The 23728-nt window shown below is 67.5% G+C and carries 23 protein-coding genes; 5 read left to right on the top strand and 18 right to left on the bottom strand.

What is annotated here, in order from left to right:
* Positions 1–92 precede the first annotated feature (92 nt).
* A complete protein-coding gene (locus ACFZCE_RS25455) occupies positions 93–1529 on the bottom strand; it encodes an aminotransferase class I/II-fold pyridoxal phosphate-dependent enzyme (protein ID WP_390943315.1) in 1437 nt (478 codons plus the stop codon).
* A 92-nt stretch (positions 1530–1621) separates the two neighbouring features.
* On the opposite strand from ACFZCE_RS25455, the gene ACFZCE_RS25450 reads away from it, so the two are divergent.
* On the top strand, positions 1622–2248 hold the full coding sequence (locus ACFZCE_RS25450; RefSeq protein WP_390943314.1) for a LysE family transporter: 627 nt from the start codon (positions 1622–1624) through the stop codon (positions 2246–2248).
* 4 nt (positions 2249–2252) lie between these two features.
* Here ACFZCE_RS25450 and ACFZCE_RS25445 read toward each other — a convergent pair whose 3' ends face one another.
* Positions 2253–2663 (bottom strand): response regulator, encoded by a 411-nt coding sequence (locus ACFZCE_RS25445; RefSeq protein ID WP_390943313.1) that lies wholly within the window; start codon positions 2661–2663, stop codon positions 2253–2255.
* Between the two features lie 190 nt (positions 2664–2853).
* Between ACFZCE_RS25445 and ACFZCE_RS25440 the strand changes: the two genes are divergently transcribed.
* Positions 2854–5004 carry an EAL domain-containing protein gene (locus tag ACFZCE_RS25440; RefSeq protein ID WP_390943340.1) on the top strand — a complete coding sequence of 717 codons (2151 nt, stop codon included), beginning with the start codon at positions 2854–2856 and terminating at the stop codon, positions 5002–5004.
* A gap of 196 nt (positions 5005–5200) precedes the next feature.
* Positions 5201–5968, top strand: a complete 768-nt coding sequence (cobF, locus tag ACFZCE_RS25435) for a precorrin-6A synthase (deacetylating) (RefSeq protein WP_390943312.1) — start codon at positions 5201–5203, stop codon at positions 5966–5968.
* Here the strand turns inward: cobF and ACFZCE_RS25430 are convergent.
* The 10 genes from ACFZCE_RS25430 to ACFZCE_RS25385 form a co-directional block, all read right to left on the bottom strand.
* Positions 5922–6821 (bottom strand): NAD(P)-binding domain-containing protein, encoded by a 900-nt coding sequence (locus ACFZCE_RS25430; protein WP_390943311.1) that lies wholly within the window; start codon positions 6819–6821, stop codon positions 5922–5924. The genes cobF and ACFZCE_RS25430 overlap by 47 nt on opposite strands.
* Complete coding sequence (locus ACFZCE_RS25425; RefSeq protein WP_390943310.1) at positions 6818–8152, bottom strand: MmgE/PrpD family protein; 1335 nt, start codon at positions 8150–8152, stop codon at positions 6818–6820. Before ACFZCE_RS25425 ends, ACFZCE_RS25430 begins: the two co-directional genes overlap by 4 nt.
* Positions 8149–8958, bottom strand: coding sequence for an MBL fold metallo-hydrolase (locus ACFZCE_RS25420; RefSeq protein WP_390943309.1), 810 nt, complete (start codon positions 8956–8958; stop codon positions 8149–8151). The genes ACFZCE_RS25425 and ACFZCE_RS25420 overlap by 4 nt, the downstream gene beginning before the upstream one ends.
* Entirely contained in the window at positions 8951–9700 is a 750-nt protein-coding gene (locus tag ACFZCE_RS25415; protein WP_390943308.1) for a carboxymuconolactone decarboxylase family protein, read from the bottom strand. The genes ACFZCE_RS25420 and ACFZCE_RS25415 overlap by 8 nt, the downstream gene beginning before the upstream one ends.
* Before the next feature lie 85 nt (positions 9701–9785).
* A complete protein-coding gene (locus ACFZCE_RS25410; protein WP_390943307.1) occupies positions 9786–10175 on the bottom strand; it encodes a cupin domain-containing protein in 390 nt (129 codons plus the stop codon).
* Entirely contained in the window at positions 10172–11080 is a 909-nt protein-coding gene (locus ACFZCE_RS25405) for an NAD(P)-binding domain-containing protein (protein ID WP_390943306.1), read from the bottom strand. The genes ACFZCE_RS25410 and ACFZCE_RS25405 overlap by 4 nt, the downstream gene beginning before the upstream one ends.
* A 16-nt stretch (positions 11081–11096) precedes the next feature.
* Entirely contained in the window at positions 11097–12437 is a 1341-nt protein-coding gene (locus ACFZCE_RS25400) for an MFS transporter (protein ID WP_390943305.1), read from the bottom strand.
* A gap of 62 nt (positions 12438–12499) precedes the next feature.
* Complete coding sequence (locus ACFZCE_RS25395) at positions 12500–12883, bottom strand: carboxymuconolactone decarboxylase family protein (protein ID WP_390943304.1); 384 nt, start codon at positions 12881–12883, stop codon at positions 12500–12502.
* 104 nt (positions 12884–12987) lie between these two features.
* On the bottom strand, positions 12988–14418 hold the full coding sequence (locus ACFZCE_RS25390; protein WP_390943303.1) for an aldehyde dehydrogenase family protein: 1431 nt from the start codon (positions 14416–14418) through the stop codon (positions 12988–12990).
* 5 nt (positions 14419–14423) lie between these two features.
* Positions 14424–15299, bottom strand: a complete 876-nt coding sequence (locus ACFZCE_RS25385; protein WP_390943302.1) for an NAD-binding protein — start codon at positions 15297–15299, stop codon at positions 14424–14426.
* Positions 15300–15417: 118 nt separating this feature from the next.
* Here ACFZCE_RS25385 and ACFZCE_RS25380 point away from each other — a divergent pair, with 118 nt between their 5' ends.
* Positions 15418–15744 carry an NIPSNAP family protein gene (locus ACFZCE_RS25380; protein ID WP_390943301.1) on the top strand — a complete coding sequence of 109 codons (327 nt, stop codon included), beginning with the start codon at positions 15418–15420 and terminating at the stop codon, positions 15742–15744.
* 115 nt (positions 15745–15859) lie between these two features.
* Here ACFZCE_RS25380 and ACFZCE_RS25375 read toward each other — a convergent pair whose 3' ends face one another.
* The 5 genes from ACFZCE_RS25375 to ACFZCE_RS25355 form a co-directional block, all read right to left on the bottom strand.
* The gene (locus ACFZCE_RS25375) at positions 15860–16522 is read right to left on the bottom strand and encodes a GntR family transcriptional regulator (RefSeq protein ID WP_390943300.1); all 663 of its coding nucleotides are present in this window, start codon (positions 16520–16522) and stop codon (positions 15860–15862) included.
* Between the two features lie 151 nt (positions 16523–16673).
* Complete coding sequence (araH, locus tag ACFZCE_RS25370) at positions 16674–17648, bottom strand: L-arabinose ABC transporter permease AraH (RefSeq protein WP_390943299.1); 975 nt, start codon at positions 17646–17648, stop codon at positions 16674–16676.
* A 12-nt stretch (positions 17649–17660) separates the two neighbouring features.
* Positions 17661–19175 carry an L-arabinose ABC transporter ATP-binding protein AraG gene (gene araG, locus ACFZCE_RS25365; protein WP_390943298.1) on the bottom strand — a complete coding sequence of 505 codons (1515 nt, stop codon included), beginning with the start codon at positions 19173–19175 and terminating at the stop codon, positions 17661–17663.
* A gap of 14 nt (positions 19176–19189) precedes the next feature.
* The gene (locus tag ACFZCE_RS25360; protein ID WP_390943297.1) at positions 19190–20194 is read right to left on the bottom strand and encodes a substrate-binding domain-containing protein; all 1005 of its coding nucleotides are present in this window, start codon (positions 20192–20194) and stop codon (positions 19190–19192) included.
* A 93-nt stretch (positions 20195–20287) separates the two neighbouring features.
* Positions 20288–21157, bottom strand: coding sequence for an SMP-30/gluconolactonase/LRE family protein (locus ACFZCE_RS25355; protein WP_390943296.1), 870 nt, complete (start codon positions 21155–21157; stop codon positions 20288–20290).
* Positions 21158–21342: 185 nt separating this feature from the next.
* On the opposite strand from ACFZCE_RS25355, the gene ACFZCE_RS25350 reads away from it, so the two are divergent.
* The gene (locus tag ACFZCE_RS25350; RefSeq protein WP_390943295.1) at positions 21343–22494 is read left to right on the top strand and encodes a galactose-1-epimerase; all 1152 of its coding nucleotides are present in this window, start codon (positions 21343–21345) and stop codon (positions 22492–22494) included.
* A 47-nt stretch (positions 22495–22541) separates the two neighbouring features.
* Here ACFZCE_RS25350 and ACFZCE_RS25345 read toward each other — a convergent pair whose 3' ends face one another.
* The gene (locus ACFZCE_RS25345; RefSeq protein WP_390943339.1) at positions 22542–23546 is read right to left on the bottom strand and encodes a hypothetical protein; all 1005 of its coding nucleotides are present in this window, start codon (positions 23544–23546) and stop codon (positions 22542–22544) included.
* Positions 23547–23728 lie beyond the last annotated feature (182 nt).

The raw sequence follows: 23728 nt of genomic DNA, 5'->3' as shown, positions 1-23728 counted from the left end.
GGCCTCCCACGGGTTCTGTGCTGCCCAATAAATCAAGTACTTACACAAATCTGGTGGGAGGCCGGCTGTGCCGGGCGAAGGGCCCTCTACCCCTACCCCGCCAACAACCCCACCAACACCCGCGCGGCCTGGCGCACCTGCGCCGGCGCCAGCGCCGCGTAGCCAAGGATCAACGCCGGCGGCAGGCGGGTGCCGTGGCAGGCCTGGCTCAGCGGATAGAGGTCGAGCCCGGCGGCCTGGCCGCGGGCGAGCAAGCGCGCTTCATCACAGCCGGCGGGCAGCCACAGGGTGAGGTGGAACCCGGCATGCTCGCCGCTCACCCGGCAGCCGGGCGCGGCGCTAGCCAGCTCCGCCAGCAGGGTGTCGCGCAGGCCTTGGTAATGCAGCCGCGCCCGGCGCAGGTGGCGCTGGTAATCACCGCTGGCCATGAACGCCGCCAGGCCCAGTTGCTCACTGATGCCCACGCTGCGCCCCACCACCTGCCACAACCCCAGCACCTGTTCGCGCACCGGCCGCGGCGCCAGCAGGTAGCCCACCCGCAGGTTGGCGAACAGCGCCTGGTTGAAGCTGCCGCAGTAGATCACCCGCTCGCCGCGGTCGATCGCCTTGAGCGCTGGCAGCGGCGCGCTGCGGTAGTTGAATTGGCTGTCGTAGTCGTCTTCGAGCACCCAGGCCTGCTCGCGCTCGGCCCAGGCGAGCAAGCCCAGGCGGCGTTCCGCGGGCAGGCTGGCGCCCAGCGGCGACTGGTGCGCCGGGGTCACGTAGGCCAGGCGCAGGCCGGCGCCCAGGCTGGCCGGGTCAAGCCCTTGCTCATCGACCCGGGCGTGCTGCACCCGCGCACCGGCCTGCTGGAAGATCCGCCGCGCCACCGGGTAGCCTGGGTCTTCCACCGCCACGCCGTCGCCAGGGCGCAGCAGGCAACGGGCGACCAGGTCGAGGCCATGGCGGATGCCATGGGTGATGATCAGCTCATCGGCCTGGCAGGGGATACCGCGCTGGCTGCGCAAGTAAGCGGCCACTTGCTCACGCAGGGCCAGCGCGCCCTGGGCCTCGGCCTCGCCCAGTTGCTCCGGGCGCAGGCCCGCCATTGCCCGTTGCAGGTGCCGGCCCCATACCGCCGGGGCCAACAGCTGCGGGTTGGCCAGCCGCGCGGCGAACGGTACCCCCACCCGTGGCCGCCCCGCCGCTGGCACGGCCGCCAGCGGCTCAGCCAGCGCCCGCGGCGCCGGGGGTGGCGGCGCGCGGTGGTAGAACTCTGGCAACACTGCCCGCACCCGGCTGCCGGCGCCCACCCGGCGCTCGATATAGCCCTCCAGGCGCAGGCGGTCGAACACCTCTTCAAGGGTGCCGCGCGCCAGTTGCCAGCGCTCGGCCAGGCCGCGGCTGGAGGGCAAGGCGCTGCCGGCCGGCAACAGGCCGCTGAGGATGGCATCGCGCAACGCCTGGTAGGCCGCGCCCTGGCGGGTTTGCCCGGGCGCCGGCAACGGGCGCGGCAGGTCGAAGCGTTGGGCAACACGGCCTTTAGGCATAATGGTCCAATGGTTAACCGCTTATATGGCCCTTAACTATGGGCCATAGCCGCCGTAATGTCAGCGCCAGTGACCACGCTGTGAGGTGCCCCATGGGCCTGCCCGATTACCTGCTGTTTTGCGCCATTGCCGTTGCCCAGGTGGGTTCGCCCGGGCCGTCGACGCTGAACCTGATCAACAACGCCCTGGCCTATGGCCCTGGCCGTGCGCTGGCGATCCTCAGTGGCGACCTGCTGGCCATTGCCCTGCTTGCCGGCGCCGCGCTGCTCGGCCTGGATGCCTTGCTGCTGGGCCAACCGGCGCTGTTCCTGGCGGTCAAGCTGCTGGGCGCCGGCTACCTGGTGTGGTTGGGCATCGGCCAATGGCGCCAGGCCCGGCACAGCCCGCCGGCGCAGGCGCCCGCAGCCGCCGCCGAGCCCTTCGCGCGGCTGTGGCGGCGCTCGTTCATGGTCGGGTTGAGCAACCCCAAGGCGATGCTGTTCTTTTCGTCGTTGCTGCCGCAGTTCTTGCCCAGCGAGCACCCAGGCAGCGCGGCGCTACTGGGCCTGATCGGCCTGTTCGTGGCAGTCAAGCTGGCGGTGGCGGCCGGCTATGCCTGGGCCGCCGCGCCGCTGCGGGCACGGCTCAGTGGCCCGCGCGCCGGCTGCTGGGGCAAACGCCTGTGCGGCACCCTGCTGCTGGGTTTTGGCGGGATCATGGCGTGGAACGCCGGGCTGTAATGGGTTAGCCAGGCCGCTGGGCGTTGCGCGCGGCGAGCAGGGTCATCACCAGGGTGGCGAGCACCTCCACCCCCCACGGCTTGGGCAAAAAGGTCACGCCGGGGGCCTTTTGCTCGGCGGCGTAGCCGTAGCCGCTGGTGAGGATCACCGGCAACCCGGGGTGCTGCTGCACCAGCAGGGTGGCGAGGTCATTGCCGGTGAGTTGCCCGGGCATGCTGTGGTCGGTGATCACCATGCCGGTGTCACCGCCCGCCTGCACATACGCCAGGGCGTCATCGGCGGTGGCGAAGCCGACCGCCGGCAGGCCCAGCTCGATGACCACTTCCAGGGTCAGCAGGCGCAGCATGTCGTCATCCTCGACCACCAGCACGGTCGAAGGCAGGGAAAGCGCGGGGGAATTTTGCAAAAGGCTCATCAATCGGTCTGCTACGGTCACGAACTTTCAAGGCGTACTGACCCTGCGACCATGGGCTGTAACCATTCGTTCCATCGATCGCTCATCCCGCGCCGGAGCGCGGCATCCTGCTGCCGTCTTAACACTGGCCCCGAGGGGCCTCAGCCGTTAGGATAGCCATACGCCACCACCGGCCCGCCCCTTGCCCGCCATGTTCAAACCCGCCTTTACCCGCTGGGCTGCCCGCGGCCGCAGCCGCCAGTTGATCCTGCGCTTGCTGCCGGCCATCGCCGCGCTGTCGGCGTTGATCGGCCTGGGCTGCTTCCTGCTGGTCAAGAATGCCCTGAGCCAGGATGCCGACGTGCAGCAGCGCTCGCGCACCTTCATCGCCCGCACCCTGGACCAGGTGTGCAATGAGGTGGGGCGCAATATCGTCAACTACGCCAAATGGGGCGAGGCTTACCAGCACCTGCACGTGGTGGTGGATAAAGACTGGGCCGACGTGCAGCGCAACGTCGGCGATGTGCCCTACCAGTTGTATGGCTACAACGGCGTGCTGGTGCTCGACGCCCAGGACCGCACGGTGTACGCGGTGATCGACGGCCAGCCGGCCACCCTGCAGGCCGGCGACTGGCTGCAGGGCGACCTGCCCGGGCTGGTCGCCGCCGCCCGCGCCAGCGACAGCGAGGAGTACGGCGTGGTGCGTGCCTTCCGCGTGGGCGGCACGCCGGCGCTGGTGGCGGCGGCGACCATCACTCCCGGCGCTGCCCATGTGGCGCTGACCCCCGGCGCGGCCTCGGTGATGATGTTCGTCAACGTGCTCGACCCCACCAAGCTCGGCCACCTCAGCGACACCTACGGCCTGCCGCCGCTGAGCGTGGCCCACAACGCGCTGCCGGGGCAGGACGCGCTGCCGCTGGCCGCTTCGAACATCCTGCTCAACTGGCACCCGCCCCGGCCTGGGCGGCACCTGCTCAAGCAAACCCTGCCGTTGTTCATGGCCGCGGTGCTGGCCCTGGCCGGGGTGCTGACGGTGCTGTTGCGTTACGCAATCCTCTCGGCGCGCCAGCTCGATGCGCAGTTCAGTGAGGTGCAGCAGTTGTCGTTGCACGACAGCCTGACCGGCCTGCCGAACCGCCACCAGCTGCACCAGCAACTGGCCGCCCTGCTCGCCCAGGGCCAGCCGCTGGCGCTGCTGAGCCTGGACCTCGACCGCTTCAAGCCGATCAACGACGCCCTCGGCCACGCGGTGGGTGACCAGGTGCTGCAAACCGTTGCCCAGCGCCTGCGCGGCGCCGCCCCGGCGGGCGCCAGCGTGGCCCGGCTGGGCGGCGATGAGTTCGTGCTGCTGGTGCCTGGCCCCTGCGCCGAGGCGGCGCTGGCCAGCCTGGCGCAGCCGCTGATCGATGCCCTGTGCCAGCCGCTGGCGGTGGCCGGCCAGGTGCTGTTCATCGGCACCAGCGTGGGCATCGCCCTGGCCCCGGCGCATGCCGCCGAGGCCGCCGAGCTGTTGCGCCTGGCCGACATCGCCCTGTACCAGGCCAAGGCCGCCGGGCGTAATACCTGGCGGCTGTACCACGAACGGATGAACCAGGCCCTGCTGGCCCGCCAGCAACTGGAGCACGAGTTGCGCCGGGCCCTGGCCGAGGGTGAGTTGCGCGTGCATTACCAGCCGCGCTACGCCACCGCCAGCGGCCAGGTGTGCGGCGCCGAGGCGCTGGTGCGCTGGCAGCACCCGCGACACGGGCTGCTCTACCCCGGGCGGTTCCTTGGCCTGGCTGAGGAATGCGGGCTGATCCAGCCGCTCGGGCATTGGGTGCTGCAACAGGCCTGTGCCGAGGCAGCCGGCTGGCCGGCGGCGATGAAGGTGTCGGTGAACCTGGCGCCGGCGCAGTTCAGCGCCCCGGCGCGGCTGGCCGAGGGCGTTGCCGCGGTGCTGGCCAGCAGCGGCCTGGCGCCGGCGCGGCTGGAGCTGGAGTTCACCGAGCAGGCCCTGCTGGAACACCGCGACAGCGCCCTGGCCACCCTGCAACAGCTCAAGGCGCTGGGCGTACGGCTAAGCCTGGACAACTTCGGCAGTGGCTTTTCGTCGCTGGCGTACCTGCGCCACTACCCGCTGGATGGGATCAAGATCGACCGCAGCTTCATCGCCGGCCTGGCCCAGGAGGCCGGCGACCAGGCGGTGGTGCGCTCGATGATCGACCTGGGCCGCTCGCTGGGCATTACCGTCACCGCCGAAGGCATCGAAACCGCCCAGCAACTGGCCTGCCTGCGCTTGCACCGCTGCGACGAGGTGCTGGGGTTTCACTTCAGCGAGGCGCTGCCGGCGGAGGGGTTGCTGGGGGTCATGGGGCGCGCATAGGGCCCCTCGCCCGGCACAGCCGGCCTCCCACCAGATTTATGTAAATACTTGATTTACTGTACAACACAGAACCTGTGGGAGGCCGTGGTCCGGCACTCCGGCTGTGCCGGGCGAAGGGCCGGCAAATTCACCCTGTATCGGCCCCCCCCGCCCCCGGTACCATAGCCCCCTGCTCGCGTAACCAGGATTGTTCTGCATGAAAACGTTGTTGCTCATCGGCATCGGTGCCGGTGACCCGGATTACCTCACCGCCCAGGCCATCGCCGCGCTGAACCGCGCCGAGGTGTTTTTCCTGCTCGACAAGGGCCCGGCCAAGCAGGCGCTGATCGCGTTTCGCGAGCAGGTGTGCCAGCGCTACATCGATGCCAGCCGGCCGTATCGCTTCGTTGAGGCGAACAGCCCCGAGCGCGAACGCGGTGGCGACTACGCCACCCGCGTTGAAGAACTGAACCGGGCCAAACAGCAGGTGTTCGAGCAGCTTATCGAGCAGATGGCCGACGGCGAATGCGGGGCGTTTCTGGTCTGGGGCGACCCAGCCCTGTACGACAGCACCAGCCGCATCCTCGGCGCGATCCTCGCCGAGGGCCGGCTGGCGTTCGACTTCGAGGTGATCCCCGGCATCAGCTCGGTGCAGGCCCTGGCGGCGCGGCACAAGGTGGCGCTGAACGAGATCGGCCAGCCGGTGCTGATCACCACCGGCCGGCGCCTGCTGGCCCAGGGCGTGGCCGCCGAAGGCAACACGGTGGTCATGCTCGACGCCGAAGACAGCTACCTCAGCCTGCGCGGCCAGGGACTGGAGATCTACTGGGGCGCCTACCTCGGCACCCCGCAGGAGATCCTCATGGCCGGCCTGCTCGACGAGGTCGGCGCCGACATCCAGCGCACCCGCCTGGCCGCCCGCGCCGAGCATGGCTGGATCATGGACACGTATCTGCTGCGCCGGCCCAGCCCTCGATCGTCTTGACCACCGCGGTCATGTCCTGGCGGGCGCCGCCCTGGGCGGCGGCGGTCCACAGCTGGCGGGCGCTGTTGCCCAGCCACATCGGCACCCCCAGGGCCTGGCAGGCGTCTACCGCCAGGCCAACGTCCTTGCACACCCCGGCCATCGAATGGCCGAAGTCGAAGCTGCCGGTGAGCACGTGGCGGGGGAATTTGTCCATCGTCGAGCCGTTCTTGCCGGTACCGGCGTTGAACACTTCGATCATCAGCTGAGGGTCCAGCCCGCCGCGCACCCCGGCGACGAAGGCCTCGGCGGTGATCAACAGCGCGGTCGACGACAACATGTTGTTGAGCAGCTTGAGCAGTTGCGCCTGGCCCGGCTGCTCACCGACGTTGAACAGCTCGGTGCCGAACGCCGCGGCCAAGTCCATCACCTGCCGCAGCGCCTCCGGCGCGCCCGACATCATCACCGCCAGAGTGGCGCTGCGGGCGCGTTCGGCGCCGCCGCTGATCGGCGCGTCGACCACGCTGACGCCCTGCCCGGCCAGCCGCTCGGCGAGGCTGCGGATCAGCTCCGGGCCCACCGTGGACAGATCCGCCAGCACCTTCATGGCGCGGCCTTCGGCCAGGCCCTCGGGGCCGAACACCACGGCCTCGAGAATCGCCGGGTTGGGCAGGCTGGTGAACACCACACTGGCCTGCTCGGCCACCGCCCGGGCGCTGCTGGCGATCTGCGCGCCAGCGGCCTCGAGCACCGCCAGCGCCTCAGCGCTGCGGTCGTACACATGGAGGGTATGGCCCTTGGCCAACAGGTGCAGGGCCATCGGCTGGCCCATCACGCCCACGCCGATAAAACCCACGATCGGTGCGTTGCTCATACAGTGACCTCACGGCAAAGGTGCAGGGGCGCGGCGGCGTCAACGGCCTGCTCGAGCCCCCAAATCAGTTGAAGCAGCGCCGTGCTGTCGAACGGCGCCGCCAGGGTATGCAGCTTGGTTTCCAGGGCCGCGTCGGGCAGCGGCCGTTGCAGGCTGCCGAGGGCCGCGCTGACGTGCTGTTCCAGCCATTCGCCGGTGTGCAGCAGCACCCGCACGTTGGCGGCCTCCACGCCCATCTCGGGGCAATCTTCGAACACCAGCCGCGGGTACAGCGCGCGCAGGTCGGCGCGGGCCACGGCGGCATCGCTGAACTGCGCCAGGCCCGCCTGGCCGTCGAGCAAGCTCACCGCCACCGCGTGCTGGGCACTGACCTGGGCCTGGCGGCCGCTGCGGATGCCGGGGCGGTCGGTGCGCTGGCGCAGCAGCGGGTGGCCACGCAGCTCGATGCGCTCGATGCTGGCCTGGGCCAGCCGCGGGTGCAGCGCCAGGCAGGCTTCGATCACCGGGTTCAGCACCACCCCGCAAGGGTAGGGTTTGTAGGTGTTGGCGGCCAACGCCCAGTGTTCGCCCAGGCCCTCCAATAGCCCGGCGGCAGCGCCCGGCTGGCCGAACACCGGGACGAAGCCGCGCTCGCCTTCCAGCGGCTGCGCCGGGCCGTAGAAGCCTTCGGCGGCCAGCAAGGCCGAAAGCAGCCCGCCACGGGCGGCATTGCCCACACCGAGGCTTTTGGCCGCGCTGCCGAGGGTTTCGACCAGCCCGCAGGCTTGCGCGCTGGCGTTGCCGAGGGCGCCGCCGATGGCCTGCTCACCCAGCCCGAGCAGCTTGGCCGCCGCCACCGCCGCGCCAAACACCCCGCAGGTGGCGGTGATATGCCAGCCACGGCGGTAGTGGCCTTCGCCCAGGGCCAGGCCCAGCCGGCACTCCACCTCCACCCCCAGCACAAAGGCCAGCAGCCATTGCTCGCCACTGACGGGGTAGCGCTCGGCCAAGGCGAACAGCGCGGCGGCCACCGGCGCGGTGGGGTGGATGATGGTCGGCAGGTGGGTGTCGTCGTAGTCGTGCACGTTGGCCGCCATGGCGTTCAGCGCGGCGGCGCTGAGGGCGTCGAGGCGCACCGGCCAACCGACCAGGCTAGCGTCGGCCGGGCCGCTGAAACGCGCCAGCAGCGACCGCGCGGCGGCGACGTCTGGGTCCCTGGCGCCGGCCAGGGCCACGCCAAAGTAGTTCACCAGCGCGCGCTTGGCCTCATGGCGGATGGCCGTGGGCACATCGGCCCAGGCGCAGCCGGCGATGAACCGCGCCAGCGGCGCGGTGACGGGCGCCTCACTCATGCCGCGGCCCCCGCGCGCACGGCGAACTCCGGCGCGGCCGGGTCGACCGGCGGGAAGCGGTTCATCACGTCTGGGTCATGCCCAGGCACCATCACCGCGCCCGGGGCCTGGAGCCAGTCGCGGATGCGCGCGTAGCCGTGGTACATCGCCGCCAGGCTGTCAATCACCGCGAACGGCCGGTCGAGCTCGAGCTCCTCGTAGTAGTGCACCGCGTCCGAGGCGAGGATCAACGGCCCCTCCGCCAGTTGGATGCGCAGGGCCATCTGCCCGGGGGTGTGGCCGCCCAGTTCGAACAGCTCAAAGCCGGGCATCAGGGTGTGCTCCGGGCCGTCGAGCAGGGTCACCCGGCCGGCTTCGGCGAGGCTGGCGAGGTAGTCGAGGTCACGCGGGTCGGCGTGGTGCAGGTACTGCGGCTGCTGGCCCAGGGGGCTGCGCCAGAAGTCGTACTCGCGGCGGAACATGATCACCTGGGCATTGGGGTACAGGCCGAGGTTGCCGGCGTGGTCGTAGTGGGCGTGGGTGAGGATCAACTGCTTGACCTCGGCCGGGTCGATGCCCAGCCGCGCCAGGGCGTCGGCCGGGGCGATCAGCGGCGAGCGCTTGCGCGCCACGGCGGCGGCGTGGCTGAAGCCGGAGTCGATCACGATCACCTGGCCGGCGTCGCGGTAGATCCAGAAGAAGTAGTCCATCACCACCGGGGCGTCGGGCTCGTGGTACAGCGCGTAGTTGTAGTAGCACTCGCTTTTGCGGGTGGGGCGGGTGCCGTAGCGCACGATGGTCAGGCTGCGGTCGTGGAAATCAGGCATGGTTCGCTCCTTGGGTGTGCGGGGTGGCGGGCTCGAGCAGTTGTTCGAGCAGTGGCGCGGCGGCCAGCGCGCCGTGGATGCCGATCAGGCTGGTGATGCCGAGCACTTCCATCAGTTCTTCGGCGCTGGCGCCGTAGCCCAGGGCGTTGTGCATGTGCAGCTTCAGCCCGGGCACGTAGAGGTGGGTGGCGGCGGCGTCGAAGGCGCAGTACATGAACTCCTTCACCTTCGGCTCGAGCACGCCCTGGCGCCAGGGCACCGAGGAAAACGCCAGGTACGCCTCGAACAGCGCCGGGTCGAATTCCAGCAGGCCTTCCCAACTGGGGTGCCAGTAGCCGCGGTTGCTGACAAACCCGTCCTTGAGCGCTTGCTGGTGTTCATTCAGGGCGGCCGGGCCACTGCGCAGGCCGCGCTCTTCGAGCACCTCGAGCAGCACCGGCACGCCGACGTTGGCGGCATGGATGCCGACCGTGCTGAGCAGCGCCAGCACCTCGGCGAGTTCCTCGCGGCTGGCGCCGCAGCGCAGCGCCAGGCGCAGGCAGGCTTCGGTGCCGGGGCCATGCAGGTGGGTGGCGTTGGCGCAGGCCACCAGGGCCACGAAGGCCTTGACCTTGGCCGGCAGCGGGCCGTTGCGCCAAGGCACCTGGGCGTAATCGGCGCAGGCCTCAGCGAAGGCCGGGTGCAGGCGGCTGAGGCTGGCCCAGCCGGGGTGGTCGGTGAGCCAGGGGCGGGAATCGGGCATCGGGGGCCTCCTTGTTATTGTTGTTGGGGGTTACGGGCCTCTCGCCCGGCACTCCGGCTGTGCCGGGCGAAGCGCCCTCAGGCCATCACGGATAGTCGCTGTCGGCCACCGGCTCTTCCCAGCGGGTTTGGCCGATGGACGTGGCGATGTGCGACATCAACCCGTCCACGCTGGCGCCGTGCCAATGCCGCTCGCCGGCGGCGATGAACACCGTGTCGCCCGGGCCGATCGCCTGCGGGCGCTGGCCTTCGAGGCAGACCCAGCCGCGGCCGGCGGTCACCTGCAGCACCTGGCCATGTTCATGGGTGTGCCAGTGGGTACGCCCGCCGGGCAGGAAGTGCACATGGTTGAGGGTCACCGATACCCCGCCGGCGTCGGTCGCCGGCAGGATCGGGTCGGCCCACACGTCACCGGTGAAGGTCGAGGTGCGTTTTTCGCTGGTACTGCCTTCGGCGTTGCCGTGGATCACGATCATGCGCTTTGCTCCTTGAGCGGTTCATGCAGGCGTACGCCACCGGCCATGTCGCCGATGGCATCGACCACCCGGTTACTGATCAGGCCGCCGTAACCCAGCGCGGTCTGCAGGCCAAAGCTGGCCAGCGGCCCGGAGGCATTGAGCGAGGCCACGCCCAGTTCGCGGGCGCGCTCGATGTACAGCACCACGTCCTTGGTCATCAGCTGGCCAGTCAAGCCGCCTTCGAGGTAGTCGCCCTCGATGATCTTCGGGAAGCGGTTGAGGCTGGCGAAGTTCACCCCGCTGCTGGCGTTGATCACCTCCAGCAACTGGCGCAGGTCGAGCCCGGCTTTTTTCCCGGCGACCATCACCTCGGCGGTGGCCGCCAGGCTGACGGCGTTGAGGAAGTTGTTCAACAGCTTGGTGGTGTGCCCGGTGCCGGAGGCGCCCATGTGCACCACCTTGCTGCTGAACGGCGCGAACACCGCTTCCAGCGCCTGCACCGCGGCGGTTTCGCCGCCGACCATCAGCGTCAGCGTGCCTTTATCGGCTGCCGCCGCGCCGCCAGAGATACCGGCGTCTACGTAGTGCACGCCGCGCTCGGCGAAGCGCTGTTGCAAGCGGATGGTCGAGCTGGCGGCGGCGGTGGACAGGTCGACCACGATCTGCCCGGCGCGGGCGTGGGCCAGCAGCCCGCCCTCGCCTTCGACCACGGCTTCGACCACGCGGCTGTCGGGCAGCGACAGCAACACCACCTCGGCGGCCATCGCCTCGGCCAGGCTGGCCACCGGCTGCGCGCCGGCGGCTTCGGCGCGCCCGGCGCTGGGGTCGTAGCCCAGTACCTGCCAGCCGGCGCCGACCAGGCGCTTGCACATGCGCCCGCCCATGTTACCCAGGCCGATAAAGCCCAGTGTCTGTTGGTTCATGGCATTGCCTCCAGATTCAGAAATCGACATCTTTGGTTTCCGGGCCCATGTACGCGCCAATCGTCGCGATCACACCGCCGATCACCAGCAAGATTGCCGGGGTCACGCTGAACGGCACGATCTGCCCCAGCCAGCTCATGTAGAAGGCATAGAACGACGGCAGGATCACCGACAGGCTAAAGCCCACGCCGAAGCCGGTGGCGCGCACGTCGGTGACGAAGCGCTCGTTGATGTAGGTGACAATGACGCCCCAGGGCGCGGTGACCAGCACCGACATCACGCACACCAGCGCGACGATGGCCGGGAACGACAGGTTCGGCACGTTGGCCAGCACGTACATGATCCCGGCGCCAGCGCTGGCGATGATCGGGCCCAGGGTCAGGAAGAACCGCCGGCGGCCGATGCGCTGGCCGATCATCCCCGAGCCGATGTAGCTGAAGAACAGCACGGTGTAGCACAGCAGCAAAGTGCCGGTGACCTGCAGCCCGCTCAGGTGCAGGGTGTTGACCAGCAAGCCGGTGGGCAAAAAGATGGTGATGATGTTCTGCGTCAGCCAGAAGCCGGTCATCATCAGCAGCACTTGCAGCAGGTTGCGCCCGCTACGGCCACGGATCAGGTCAGACAGCGGCAGCTTCTCTTTGGGTTTTTCGCTGGCTTCGGTTTCCCAGATTTCCGACTCCGACACCGCGTACACGTAGTACAGCGCCAGTACACCCGCCAACAGCGCGCCGATCACGAACGGAATGCGCCAGCCCCATTGGGCGTAGGGCGAATCCGGGCCGTCGAGGGGGAACAGCATGAACATCAGCATCGCCACCAGGTTGATGCTCACGTAGGCCAGCGGGAAGCCGGCGATGATCAGCCCGCCCACAAACCCGCGTTGTTCCTTCTTCGAGTACTCGATGGCCAGCGGCATGGCGCCGGTGTAGCCACCGCCCAGGAAGATCCCGTCGACGAACCTCAGTAGCACCAATAGCCAATACGAGGCAATGCCGAGGGTCTGGTACCCCGGTAGCAAGGCAATCAACAGGGTGACCACGCCAAAGCCGGTGACCGAGTAGATCGAGGCCATGCGCCGGCCGGTGCGGTCGGCGATCATGCCGAACAGCAGCGCGCCGATCGGCCGGCCAAGCAGGGTGGTGATGAAGATCAACGAGGCGAAGATCGCCTGCACGCCCGGCGAGAGGTTGTCGGGCTTGAACACGAACAACACGGGTGACAACACCACCACAGGCAGGTAGATGTCGAACATGTCGATGTATTCGGAGAAAAACGCGCCTTTGATGGCGTTCTTGCGTTTGCTGTCGACGGAAGCGTCAGTGGCTTCGGCCGACCGCTCCTGGGCTAGGGTTGTCATTGCGCGTGTCCTTTATCGTTATTGTCGAGACGCTGATCAGGTGCCAAGTGCCGCGCTGGGGCTTACTCGGCGCGGTACGCCTTGATCGCTTCGCTGGCCACCCGGAAGGCCGCCAGCCCCAGTGGTACGCCGCAGTAAATCGAGGCCTGCATCAGTACCGCGCGGATTTCTTCTTCGGTCACGCCATTGCGCAGCGCGCCTTTGACGTGCACCGCCAGTTCGTGGTGCTGGCTCATCGCCGTGAGCATGCCCAGGTTGAGCAGGCTGCGGGTTTTGAACGGCAGGGTGGGGTCGCCCCACACCTCGCCCCAGCAGTATTCAGTGACCAACTGTTGCATGGGCCGGTTGAACGCATCGGCGGCGGCCCAGGATTTCTCCACGTGGGCGGCGCCAAGCACCTCTTTGCGGTTTTCAAAGCCTTTGTTGAAGCGTTCGTTATTGTCCATCGGTGGTACCCCGCCTGTGTGATGGGATGATTGTCATACAATCAAAATAGCTAAAATTTTTTTCGCCCTTCACCCCATATGAGCGGGGCGAAGGGCGGCACAGCCTAGCGCGGCGTATACCCCACCATCGCTTTCAGTTCCAGGTACTCCAGCAAGCCATGCTCGCCCCACTCGCGGCCATTGCCCGACTGCCGGTAACCGCCGAACGGCGCGTGGAAATCCGCCGGTGGGTAGTTCAAGTGCACGCTGCCGGCGCGCAGGGCGCGGCCCACACGCTGGGCGCGGCTGTGGTCGGCCGACTGCACGTAGGCCGCCAGCCCATAGGGCGTGCCGTTGGCAATGGCGATGGCATGGGCCTCATCTTGGTAAGGCATGATCGCCAGCACTGGGCCAAACACCTCTTCCTGGGCGATGGCCATGTGTGGCGCGACCCCGGCGAACACCGTGGGGCGCGCGTAATAGCCACGCTCGATGCCCGGCGGCAGGCCGGGGCCGCCGCACACCAGTTGGGCGCCCTCCTCCATGCCCAGGCGAATCAGCCGCTGCACCCGCTCGAACTGCACGCGGTTGACCAACGGCCCAAGCTGGGTATCGGCGGCCTCGGTGGGGCCTAGCACGTAGGCCTCGGCGCAGCGCCGGGCGATGGCCACCGCCTCGGCGTGGCGGGCCTGCGGCACCAGCATGCGGGTGGGGATCGAGCACGACTGCCCGCTGTTGGTGAAGCACGCCGCCACGCCGCGGGAGACCGCCTGTTCGAAATCGGCATCATCGAGCAGCAGGTTGGCCGACTTGCCGCCCAGTTCCTGGGCCACCCGCTTGACCGTGCCGGCCGCCGCGCGCGCCACTTCGATGCCGGCGCGGGTAGAGCCGGTGAACGACACCATGTCGACGTCCGGGTGCGCCGCCAGCGCCGCGCCGACCACCGCGCCCTCGCCGCTGACCAGGTTGAACACCCCTGGCGGCACCCCGGCTTCGTCGAGCACCTCGGCAAACAGCAGGCTGCTCAACGGCGAGTATTCGCTGGGCTTGAGCACCATGGCGCAGCCCGCGGCCAGCGCTGGCGCGACCTTGACCACGATCTGGTTGACCGGCCAGTTCCACGGCACGATCAAGCCGCACACCCCGACCGGTTCGTAGCGCAGCAAGGTGCTGCCCTGGGGCCGCTCGAAGGCAAAGCGCTGCATCACCTCGATCAGCGCCTGCAGGTGCAGCACGCCACGCGGCGCCTGGCCTTGGCGGGAGAAGGTGATCGGCGCGCCCATTTCCACGCGCATGGCTTCGGCGAATTCGTCTTGCCGGCGCTGGTAGATCGCCAGCACGCGCTGCAGCAGGGCCAGGCGCTCTGCCGCCGTGGTATTGGCCCAGGCCGGCCAGGCCTGGCGCGCGGCGGCCACGGCGCGGTCGACGTCGGCGGCGTTGCCCATGGCCAGGCGGCCGACGGCCTGCTCGGTGGCCGGGTCGATCAGCGTGTGCCACTGCGGCGCGGTGGGCGCCACCCATTGCCCGCCGATGTAGAACTGTTCCAGGTGAGCCATGGCGGTCACTCCTTGGCGGCGAGCAGGCGGTACATTTCAGTGTGGTCGGTGCGCGCCGTGGCGTGCTCGGCGGCGGCATCCCACAGCGCGGTGCAGGCCTTGCCCAGCGGCATCGGGTAACCCAGCGCCTCGGCCAGGGCCATGGCGATGTTGAGGTCTTTGTCCATCAACTGCAGGGAGAACCCCGAGGCATAGCTGCCGCTGAGCATGAACTGCCCGGCCTTGTTCTCGGAGGTGTTGCTGCGCCCGCTGGAGGCGTTGAGCACATCGACCATCACCTGCGGCGCGATGCCGAAGCGCTCGGCCACGTGCAGGGCTTCGACGGTGGCCACCAGCCCGGCGGCCGAGACGTAGTTGTTCAGCGCCTTGGCGGCGTGGCCGGCGCCTGCGGGGCCGATGTGCAGCACGCTGCTGCCCATGCATTCGAGCAGTGGCAGGCAGCGTTGCAGCAGCTCGGCGTCGCCACCGGCGAGGATCGCCAGGCTGCCGGCAATGGCGCGCTTGACCCCACCGGATACCGGTGCGTCGAGGTAACCCAGGCCGGCGGCCTGCAGCCGTTCGCCGAGGGCACGGGAGCGGGCCGGCTCCGAAGAGCTCATGTCGATCACCGTGGCGCCACGGGCCAGGCGCGCGGCCCAGCCGTTGCCTTCGAGCACCTGTTCGACCACCTTCGAGCTGGGCAGCATGGTGATCAGCACGTCGAGCTGGGCGGCATTGCCTTCGTTGAGCAGGTTGGCCTTCAATTCGCCGGCCAGTTGTTCGGCGCGGGCGGTGTCTGCATCGAGCAGGTAGAGGGCGAAATCGGCCTTGGCCAGGCAGGCGGTCATGGGCTGGCCCATCATCCCCAGGCCAATGAAACCGATGCGGTGCGGTGTACTCATGGGTTTGCCCCTATTGTGTTCTTGTGAGCGAGCGACAGCGTCTGATCCATAAGCTATAGGATTGTCATACAATACGTCAACGGGTATTCTGGCCCGAACCACAACAAGGAGCGATGCCATGATCGTCGAAATGCGGATCTACCACTGTGCCCCCGGCCGCCTGCCGGCGCTGAACGACCGTTTTACCCAGATCACCTTAGGCTTTTTCGAGAAGTACGGCATCCGCCCCATCGGCTTCTGGACCACTATCGCCGGCCCGTCGAACCACGCCCTTACCTACCTGCTGGAATGGGACAGCCTGGCCGAGCGTGAGCAGAAGTGGAACGCGTTCCAGGCAGACCCGGAGTGGATCGCCAAACGCGCCGCGACCGAGGCGGAAAAGCCGATCGTCGAGCGGATCGAGAACCAGTTCTTACAGCCGACGGGGTATTCGGCGTTGAAGTAAGGTTTTAGGGCCCTTCGCCCGGCGCAGCCGGCCTCCCACCAGATTTGTGTAAATGCTTGATTTACATGGCAACACAGAACCGGTGGGAGGCCGGCTGTGCCGGGCGAGGGGCCGTTCAGGCTTGATCGCGGAGCAACCCCAGCACGTTCTCCGCGGCATTTTCCACGTGGGTCAAGGCGGCGGCGCAGGCGGCGGCTTCGTTGCGCGCTTCGATGGCGCGCACCACCGCTTGCAGCTCGCTGAGGGTATAGGCCATGCGCCCCGGGCGGCCGAGCGAGAGCGCGCGAAGCAGGCTGACGCGGTTGTTCACCAGCTCGAGCATGTTGCCGACCATGCGGCTTTGGTCGATGTCGAGCAGCACATGGTAAAAGCGCTGCTTGATGTCGAGCAGCGCGGTGCCGTCCAGGCCGATGCTGGCCCGCTCGGCGAATTCATCGAACACCGCGCGCAGTTCGGCCACGTCTTCGGCGCTGGCAAAGCGCACGAAGTTCCGCACCGCCAGCACTTCCAGCGCGCCGCGTACGTCGTAGATCTGCCGCGCGTCGGCGGCATCGACCGAGGCGACAAAGGCGCCGCGGTGCGGCACCTGTTCCACCAGGCCTTCGGCCTCGAGCTGGCGCAGGGCCTCGCGCAGCGAGGTGCGGCTGACGTCCAGCGCGGTGTACAGCTGTTGCTCGACCAGCCGGTCGCCGGGCTTGAAACGCCCGGAGATGATCTCGTTGCGCAGGGCATCTTGCACCTGGTGGCGCAGCGAAGCAGCTTGGCGGTGTACTTTCATCGAGGTAAAACTCCACAATCCTTGATATAGGATTGTATGACAATTAGAGCAGGGGGCAAGTGTCAAGCTACAAGCGGCAAGTAAAAACCGCGACATAGCCACCGCCGCGCACCCCTTGCCGCTTGCCCCTTGCCCCTTGCCTCTTCACCACCTACCTCTGTTTCAAGCGGTCAATGATCACCGCCAGCAGCAGAATGGTCCCGCGGATCACATACTGGTAGAAGGTATCGATGTTCTTCAGGTTCATCGCGTTCTCGATGATCGCCAGGATCAACACCCCGGCAATCACATGGCGCATCATGCCGATGCCGCCGGCCAGGGATACCCCACCCAGTACGCAGGCGCTGATCACCGTGAGTTCGAAGCCCTGGCCGACCATCGGCTGGCCGCTGGTCATCCGCGAGGCCAGCACCACCCCGGCCAGCGCGCCAATCACCCCGTGCACGGCGAAGATCACGACTTTGGTGCGGTCGACCCGCACCCCGGCCAGCCGCGAGGCTTCCTGGTTGCCGCCGATGGCCATGGTGTTGCGCCCGTAGGTGGTGTGGTTCAGCAACCAGCCGAAAAAGGCGAAGCACACGACCGTGATCACGATCGGCACCGGCACGCCCCACAACTGGCCGTTGCCGAACACGAAAAACCCCTCCTGGCCCACGCCCACCGCCTTGCCGTTGGAAAAGATATAGGCCAGGCCACGGACGATCTGCATCGTCGCCAGGGTGGTGATCAACGCGTTGATACGCAACTTGGCGATCACGATGCCGTTGATCAGCCCCACCACCAGGCCCATGCCCAGCGCCGCGGCCACGCCAAAGGCAACGCTGCCGGTGTCGCGCATCACCACCGCGGCGATCACCCCGGCGCAGGCGATCACCGAGCCAACGGACAAATCGAAATGCCCAGACGCCAGGCAGAACAACATGGTGCAGGCGGCAATGCCAACCGTGGAAATCGCCAGCCCCAGCCCGCGCATGTTCAGCGGCGAAAGAAAGTTGTCGATCAACAGCGCGGAGCCGGCGAACACCAGCACCGCCACCAGCAGCATGGCCCAGTCGTCGAGGAACCGGCGCAGGTTGAAGGGGTGGCCGGGCAGGCCCAGGGGCTTTTTGTGGGGGATGGTAGCCATGTTCACCTCTTGTTATTGGGCGCGCTCGCGGGTACGCGGCAGTGCCAGTTGCAGCAGGCGTGCTTCATCGGCCTCGCTGCGGTTCACCTCGCCGGTCAGGGCGCCTTCGCTCATCACCAGAATGCGGTCGCTGATGCCGATCACTTCCATCAGGTCGCTGGACACCACGATCACCGCCACACCGCTGGCGGCCAGGTTGTGGATGATCTGGTAGATCTCCGATTTGGCGCCGATGTCGATGCCACGCGTCGGCTCGTCGAGCAGCAGTACTTTCATCGGCAACGACAACCAGCGGCCGAGAATGGCTTTTTGCTGGTTACCGCCGGAGAGGTACAGGATCGCCTGGTCGGCCGAGGGGGTTTTCACGTTCAGCGCGCGGATCTGCTTCTCGGCGTTGGCCCGTTCCCACGGCCCGCGCAGCAGGCAGCCAAAGCGCGCGTGGGCCGGGCGCGCGCCGAGGTTGATGTTCTCTTGCACCGAGGCCAGCGGCACGATGCCTTCTTTCTTGCGGTCTTCAGGGCACAGCAGGATGCCGGCGTCGATGGCTGCGCGGGGGCTGTGCAAGGCCAGGGCTTTGCCGTCGAGCAGCACCTCCCCGGCCTGGCGCCGGGCCAGCCCGCTGAGCAGGCGCAACAGCTCGGTGCGGCCGGCGCCAACCAGGCCGAAGAACCCCAGCACCTCGCCGTGGCGCACGGCAAAGCTGGCCGGCTCGACCACCCCCGGGCCAAGCAGGCCTTGCACGCGCAGGGCCACCTCGCCGTGGGGGCGCTCGCGGTAGTCGTAGATGTCTTCGATGTCGCGGCCGACCATGCTGGTGACCAGTTGGTCGTGGGTCAGCGCGGCCATGTCGGTGAAGGTACGCACAAAACGGCCGTCTTTGAACACCGTGACCGCGTCACAAATGCGGAAGATTTCTTCCATGCGGTGCGACACGTACAGCACCACCCTGCCCTCGTCGCGCAGGCGGCCGATGATCTGCATCAGGCGGTCGATTTCCCGCGCCGACAGGCTGCTGGTGGGCTCGTCGAAGGCGATCACCCGGGCATCGCGCGACAACGCCTTGGCGATCTCGACCAACTGCCGCTGGCCCAGCGACAGCTCGCCCAGGCGCATGCCTGGGTCGATCTCGTCGGCCAGCCCGGCCAGCAGCTCAGTGGCACGCCGGCGCAGGGCGCGGCGGTCGACCAGGCCAAAGCGGTTGGGCAGGTGCCCGAGCAGCAGGTTTTCCGCCACGCTCATGTCGGGCACCAGGTGCAGCTCTTGGTGGATCACCGCGATGCCACTGTGGATGCTGTCGGCCGCGCTTTTGAAGCGCAGCACTTCATCGCCCAGGCGCAGTTCGCCATCGCTGGGGGTGTAGGCGCCGCCGAGGATCTTCAGCAAGGTGGATTTACCCGCGCCGTTCTCGCCCATCAGCGCATGCACCTGGCCGGGGCGCACCTCGAAGGTGATGCCGGCCAGGGCGCGCACGCCGGGGAACTGCTTGCCGATGCCGTCAAAGCGCAATGCCGCTGGGGTGCTGCTCATCGCAAGCCCTCCGCTCAGTTCCACAGGCCGATTTTTTCCAGTTCCTGCTTGAAGTTCTCGCGGGTGATCAGCGTGACTTCATCCATCGCGGTGTACTTGGGCGGCTCCTTGCCGGTGGTCACCCAGTCGAACACCATCTCGGCGGTTTTGTAGCCCTCGATGTGCGGGCTGGGCAGCAGCGAGCCATAAAACCCGCTGTTGGCCTTTTTCAGCTCTTCCTTGGCATCGGTGCCGTTGATGCCGATGCCGATCACATCCGCCGCCTTGAAGCCGGCGGTTTCGGTGGCGCGCACGCCGCCGAGCACGGTGTTGTCGTTCATGCCGCCGATCAGCAAGTGCTTGGCGGCGCCGGGCAGCTTGACCAAGGCCGCGTTGGCCGCGTCCATGCCGCCGGGCACGTCGAGGGTTTTCTGCGGCGCGAAGACTATGTGGTCGGCCGGCAGGCCGGCTTTTTTCAGGGCATCGACCGAGCCGTCGGTGCGCTTCTTGCCGGTGTCGAGTTCGTCGTAGGTGTTGATCACCGCGTAGGTGTCATCCCACTTCCAGCCGCGCTTCTGCGCTTCGCTGGCCATGGCGCTGCCTTGTTTTTGCCCCACTTCGAAGGCGGCCATGCCCAGGTAGGGCACGTCTTCCATGAACTTGCCGTTGGCGTCGACGAAGCGGTCGTCCACCGCCATGACCTTCATGTCGGCCATTTTCGCCTTGGCGACGATGCTCGGGCCGAGCGACACGTCCGGCGGGCAGATTACAAACCCCTTGGCGCCGTTGGCGGCCAGGCTGTCGATTGCCGAGAGGGTTTTCTCGCCGTCGGGCACGGCGATCTTCAGCAGGGTGAAGCCTTTGTCTTTGGCAGCTTTTTCGGCGAAGGCCCATTCGGTCTGGAACCAGGGTTCTTCCGGTTGCTTGACCAGAAAGCCGATCTTGACTGGGTCTGCCGCGAGGGCAAGGCTGGAGGCAGACAGCATTACGCTGGTGCAGGCGGCCGCGCAGAGGGTACGGGCCCATTGGGTAGCAAACATGGCTCACTCCTTGTTGTTGTTTGAAAGCCTGTTGTTGCAAAGCATTGATAGCAGAGTGGTCTGGCCATCAAAGTAACGAATTGTCACCCTCGCCTAGCCGGCAAACCGCTGGCACTGCACCCCGGCGACCTCGGTTTCGGCGCACAGCACGGCGCCGTCGAAGGGGTTGTCGCTGCCTTGCGGGCGCGCCGAGGTCACGTACAAATGGCGCCGCTGCAGGCCGCCGAACACACAACTGGTGGGGTGGCTGAGCGGCAGCTCGATGCGCCGGTCAAGGCGCCCATCGGGGGCGAAGCGCAGCAGGCAGCCACCGCCCCAGCGGGCGTTCCACACGTAACCCTGTTCGTCCATCGCCGAGCCGTCCGGGCTGCCAGGGCCGGCTTGCGCCCACGGCTGCGCCGGGCCCAATTGGCCCCCGGCAAGCAGCGGATAGCGGCGCAGTTCGCCGTCGAGGCTGTCGGCGCAATACAGCCACTGGCCGTCGGCGCTCCACAGCAGGGTGTTGACGATGCCTTGCTCGGCCAGCAGGCGGGTGGCCGTGCCATCGCTGGCAATGCGGAACAAACCGCCGCTGCGCCGGGTCACGGGAAGGTCGCTGCCGCCCTCGCCGAGGTTGTTCTGCATGGTGCCCAGCCACAGTTGGCCCTGGGCATCGCAGCGCGCTTCGTTGGCGCGGTTGCCCGGGGTGAGGTCGGCTTGGCAGAACAACCTGAGCGCGGCGGTGGGCCGGTCGAGGGGCAAGCGGTATACGCCGCTGGCCAGGGTGACCAGCGCGTCGCCGGCCTGGGTGGGGATGAACGCCGACACCGGCTCGGGCATCGGCCACTGTTGCAAGCCCTCGGGGCCAAGGCGGCAGGCCAGGCGGCCGGCGATGTCTACCCAGTACAGGCTGTGGCTGGGGCCGTCCCAGAACGGGCCTTCGGCCAGGGCATAGCGCTGTGGCGTGATCGGCTGCCAGTGCATGGCGCCTCCGTTGTTGTTGTTCTGAACGCGTAGGCCGATTAAAAAGTATTACCTTTGATGGCGCAACCGGATTATTCAACGGTGTAAAAACGTTCAACCCGTTCGATTGGTATGACTATATTGGAAGTAGAAGGTGCCCTGTTCGCCTTCACGCCACAATAAAAACAATGCAAGGAGACACCCCCATGGCACACCCCTTTCGCTTGGGCCAACTGCTGATGGCCACGGCCTTGAGCGCTTTCGCCGCCTCTGCCCATGCCGCCCTGAGCAGTGAACACGGCGCCTTTGGCACCCTCAAGGACGGCACCCCGATCGAGCGCTACGTGCTCAGCAACAGCCGCGGCATGCAGGCCAGCGTGATCACCTACGGCGCCGTGCTGCAGGCGCTGAAGGTGCCCGACCGCAACGGCCAGGCCGCCGACGTGGTGCTGGGCTTCGATGACCCACAAGGCTACCAGGACCACGGCGACGTGCACTTCGGCGCCACCATCGGGCGCTTCGGCAACCGCCTGGCCGGGGGCAGCTTCAGCCTGGATGGCAAGGCCTACCAGGTGCCGCTCAACGACGGGCCCAACGCCCTGCACGGTGGGCCCATGGGCTTCGACCATCAGGTGTGGAAGGCCAAGCCGGCGCAAGGCCCGGGCTGGGTCGGGGTGACCCTCAGCTACCATTCCAAAGACGGCGAAATGGGCTTCCCCGGCAACCTCAACGTGGAGGTGACCTACAGCCTCAACGAGCAGAACGAACTGCGCATCCAGTACAAGGCCACCACCGACAAACCCACGGTGGTGAACCTGACCAACCACAGCTATTTCAACCTGGCCGGCGCCGGCCACGGCGACATCCTCAACCAGGTGGCGGTGCTGCACGCGGCGCGCTACACACCGATCGACGGCACCTTGATCCCCACCGGCGAACTGGCACCAGTGGCCGGCACGCCGATGGACTTCACCACGCCCACGGCGTTCGGCAAGCACATCCGTGACGAGCACCCGCAGTTGAAGTTCGCCGAGCCCAAGCAAGGCGGTTTTGACTTCAACTGGGTGCTGGATGCCGCGGGCGACGCGCGCAAACTGGCGGTGGAAGTGACCGATCCCGGCAGCGGCCGGCGCCTGCAGTTGTTCACCAGCGAACCGGGGGTGCAGCTGTACACCAGCAACTTCCTCACCGGGGCGTTCAGCGGCAAGGGCGGCCTCACCTACCCGCACTGGGGCGCCTTCACCCTGGAGACCCAGCACTACCCGGATTCGCCCAACCAGGCGAACTTCCCCAGCACCCGCTTGAACCCGGGGCAGGTGTATAGCCAGAACACGGTGTTCAGGTTTAGTGCGTTGTAGTGGGTGGAGGGCCCTCAGGCGCTTGTGCGCAGCACTAGGCTATCGGTTCACCGAGGCTGCACCGCAGCGCCTTTGTCCTGGCCCCACTCCACCAGCACACCGGCGGCGCGCAAGTAGGCATCGCTGCGGCTCAAGCGCTCGGCCTGGTCGTCACGGATAAACTGCGCCTTCAGCGCACCGGCCACCTCGCCGATGGCCTGGGTCGGCTTGAGCAACTCCGCCGCGCCCTCGACGAAACCCAGGGTGCGGCCGGTGCTCACGTCGAAAATCTCATAGCTGATGCCCGGCAAGGTCACCGCCAGCACCGCGCTGCCGAAGCCCCCCAGCGTGCCGGCCACCGCCCCATCCACGCCGTTGCGCAGGTGCCGGCGCACGCCGTACAGCGCCGCCCCGGCGACCATCGTCACACCGATGACCTTGCCCGCCACCATCATCGGGGTGAGCCGGCGGTTGCTGTGGTTGCCGAAGTAGATCATCCGGTAGAAAAAGTACCCCGCCCAGATCTCCCGCGTGCCCAGCGCCGAGTGCATGAACCAGGCGCGGGAGTCGTGCACCTGCTCGTCGAACAGCTCCACCAGCAGCGCCCGGTTGCGATCCCGGCTCGGGGTGCCGTGGTGGTCGGCGAACAACTCACGGTGGTACTGGTCGCCCTGGGTCACCAGTTCGTGGCGGTCGCGGCGCTCTTCATCGTCGTTGAGCCAGTAAACGGTTTCCCGCGCCAGCACGTCGAAGATGTAGCCTTTGGGGCTGGTTTGCTGGCGCTTTTCGTCGCGGTAGTCGCTGGCGAATTCAGCGGCGGCTTCGCCCAGTTGGGTTTGATCGATCTGGCCTTCGTAAAGGGGTGGGCCGGCTGCTTTAGAATTGCCACCGGCGCGTTCCTTGAGTGCCTTTGCTTTAGCGGCTTCGAAGGCGGCCTCGCCTTGTTCAACCTCGGCGGGGGTGTTCTCGATGGCCGAGCGGAAGAAGGGTTGGCGTGTGTAACTGCCATTGGCGTAGCGGCCGATGCGCCAGGCGGTGAGCCAGGCGAGTTGGTCGGCGAACACGGTTTCCAGGGGTTGGGTCAGGGGGATGGGGGTGTAGTCCCAAGGGGTGTTGGGGGTGGATGGGGTGGCGGTGATGCCGGGGAGGGTTAGGCGCCATGTAGTGGTCTACTAACCCCGGACACCTCGATAGGTGAAAATGACCCTATCGAGGAGCTTTTCATGACCAAGAAGTACAGAAAATTCGATCCCAG

Origin of the sequence: Pseudomonas sp. NPDC007930 (genome assembly GCF_042958985.1) — a bacterium.
Lineage (GTDB): Bacteria > Pseudomonadota > Gammaproteobacteria > Pseudomonadales > Pseudomonadaceae > Aquipseudomonas.
The sequence above is the reverse complement of the archived record's forward strand: the minus strand, read 5'-3'. Positions and strand labels throughout refer to the sequence as shown.

Coding starts and splice junctions, on each gene's coding strand:
- ACFZCE_RS25455 (WP_390943315.1), bottom strand. CDS start 1,529: ATGCCTAAAGGCCGTGTTGCCCAACGCTTCGACCTGCCGCGCCCGTTG.
- ACFZCE_RS25450 (WP_390943314.1), top strand. CDS start 1,622: ATGGGCCTGCCCGATTACCTGCTGTTTTGCGCCATTGCCGTTGCCCAG.
- ACFZCE_RS25445 (WP_390943313.1), bottom strand. CDS start 2,663: ATGAGCCTTTTGCAAAATTCCCCCGCGCTTTCCCTGCCTTCGACCGTG.
- ACFZCE_RS25440 (WP_390943340.1), top strand. CDS start 2,854: ATGTTCAAACCCGCCTTTACCCGCTGGGCTGCCCGCGGCCGCAGCCGC.
- cobF (WP_390943312.1), top strand. CDS start 5,201: ATGAAAACGTTGTTGCTCATCGGCATCGGTGCCGGTGACCCGGATTAC.
- ACFZCE_RS25430 (WP_390943311.1), bottom strand. CDS start 6,821: ATGAGCAACGCACCGATCGTGGGTTTTATCGGCGTGGGCGTGATGGGC.
- ACFZCE_RS25425 (WP_390943310.1), bottom strand. CDS start 8,152: ATGAGTGAGGCGCCCGTCACCGCGCCGCTGGCGCGGTTCATCGCCGGC.
- ACFZCE_RS25420 (WP_390943309.1), bottom strand. CDS start 8,958: ATGCCTGATTTCCACGACCGCAGCCTGACCATCGTGCGCTACGGCACC.
- ACFZCE_RS25415 (WP_390943308.1), bottom strand. CDS start 9,700: ATGCCCGATTCCCGCCCCTGGCTCACCGACCACCCCGGCTGGGCCAGC.
- ACFZCE_RS25410 (WP_390943307.1), bottom strand. CDS start 10,175: ATGATCGTGATCCACGGCAACGCCGAAGGCAGTACCAGCGAAAAACGC.
- ACFZCE_RS25405 (WP_390943306.1), bottom strand. CDS start 11,080: ATGAACCAACAGACACTGGGCTTTATCGGCCTGGGTAACATGGGCGGG.
- ACFZCE_RS25400 (WP_390943305.1), bottom strand. CDS start 12,437: ATGACAACCCTAGCCCAGGAGCGGTCGGCCGAAGCCACTGACGCTTCC.
- ACFZCE_RS25395 (WP_390943304.1), bottom strand. CDS start 12,883: ATGGACAATAACGAACGCTTCAACAAAGGCTTTGAAAACCGCAAAGAG.
- ACFZCE_RS25390 (WP_390943303.1), bottom strand. CDS start 14,418: ATGGCTCACCTGGAACAGTTCTACATCGGCGGGCAATGGGTGGCGCCC.
- ACFZCE_RS25385 (WP_390943302.1), bottom strand. CDS start 15,299: ATGAGTACACCGCACCGCATCGGTTTCATTGGCCTGGGGATGATGGGC.
- ACFZCE_RS25380 (WP_390943301.1), top strand. CDS start 15,418: ATGATCGTCGAAATGCGGATCTACCACTGTGCCCCCGGCCGCCTGCCG.
- ACFZCE_RS25375 (WP_390943300.1), bottom strand. CDS start 16,522: ATGAAAGTACACCGCCAAGCTGCTTCGCTGCGCCACCAGGTGCAAGAT.
- araH (WP_390943299.1), bottom strand. CDS start 17,648: ATGGCTACCATCCCCCACAAAAAGCCCCTGGGCCTGCCCGGCCACCCC.
- araG (WP_390943298.1), bottom strand. CDS start 19,175: ATGAGCAGCACCCCAGCGGCATTGCGCTTTGACGGCATCGGCAAGCAG.
- ACFZCE_RS25360 (WP_390943297.1), bottom strand. CDS start 20,194: ATGTTTGCTACCCAATGGGCCCGTACCCTCTGCGCGGCCGCCTGCACC.
- ACFZCE_RS25355 (WP_390943296.1), bottom strand. CDS start 21,157: ATGCACTGGCAGCCGATCACGCCACAGCGCTATGCCCTGGCCGAAGGC.
- ACFZCE_RS25350 (WP_390943295.1), top strand. CDS start 21,343: ATGGCACACCCCTTTCGCTTGGGCCAACTGCTGATGGCCACGGCCTTG.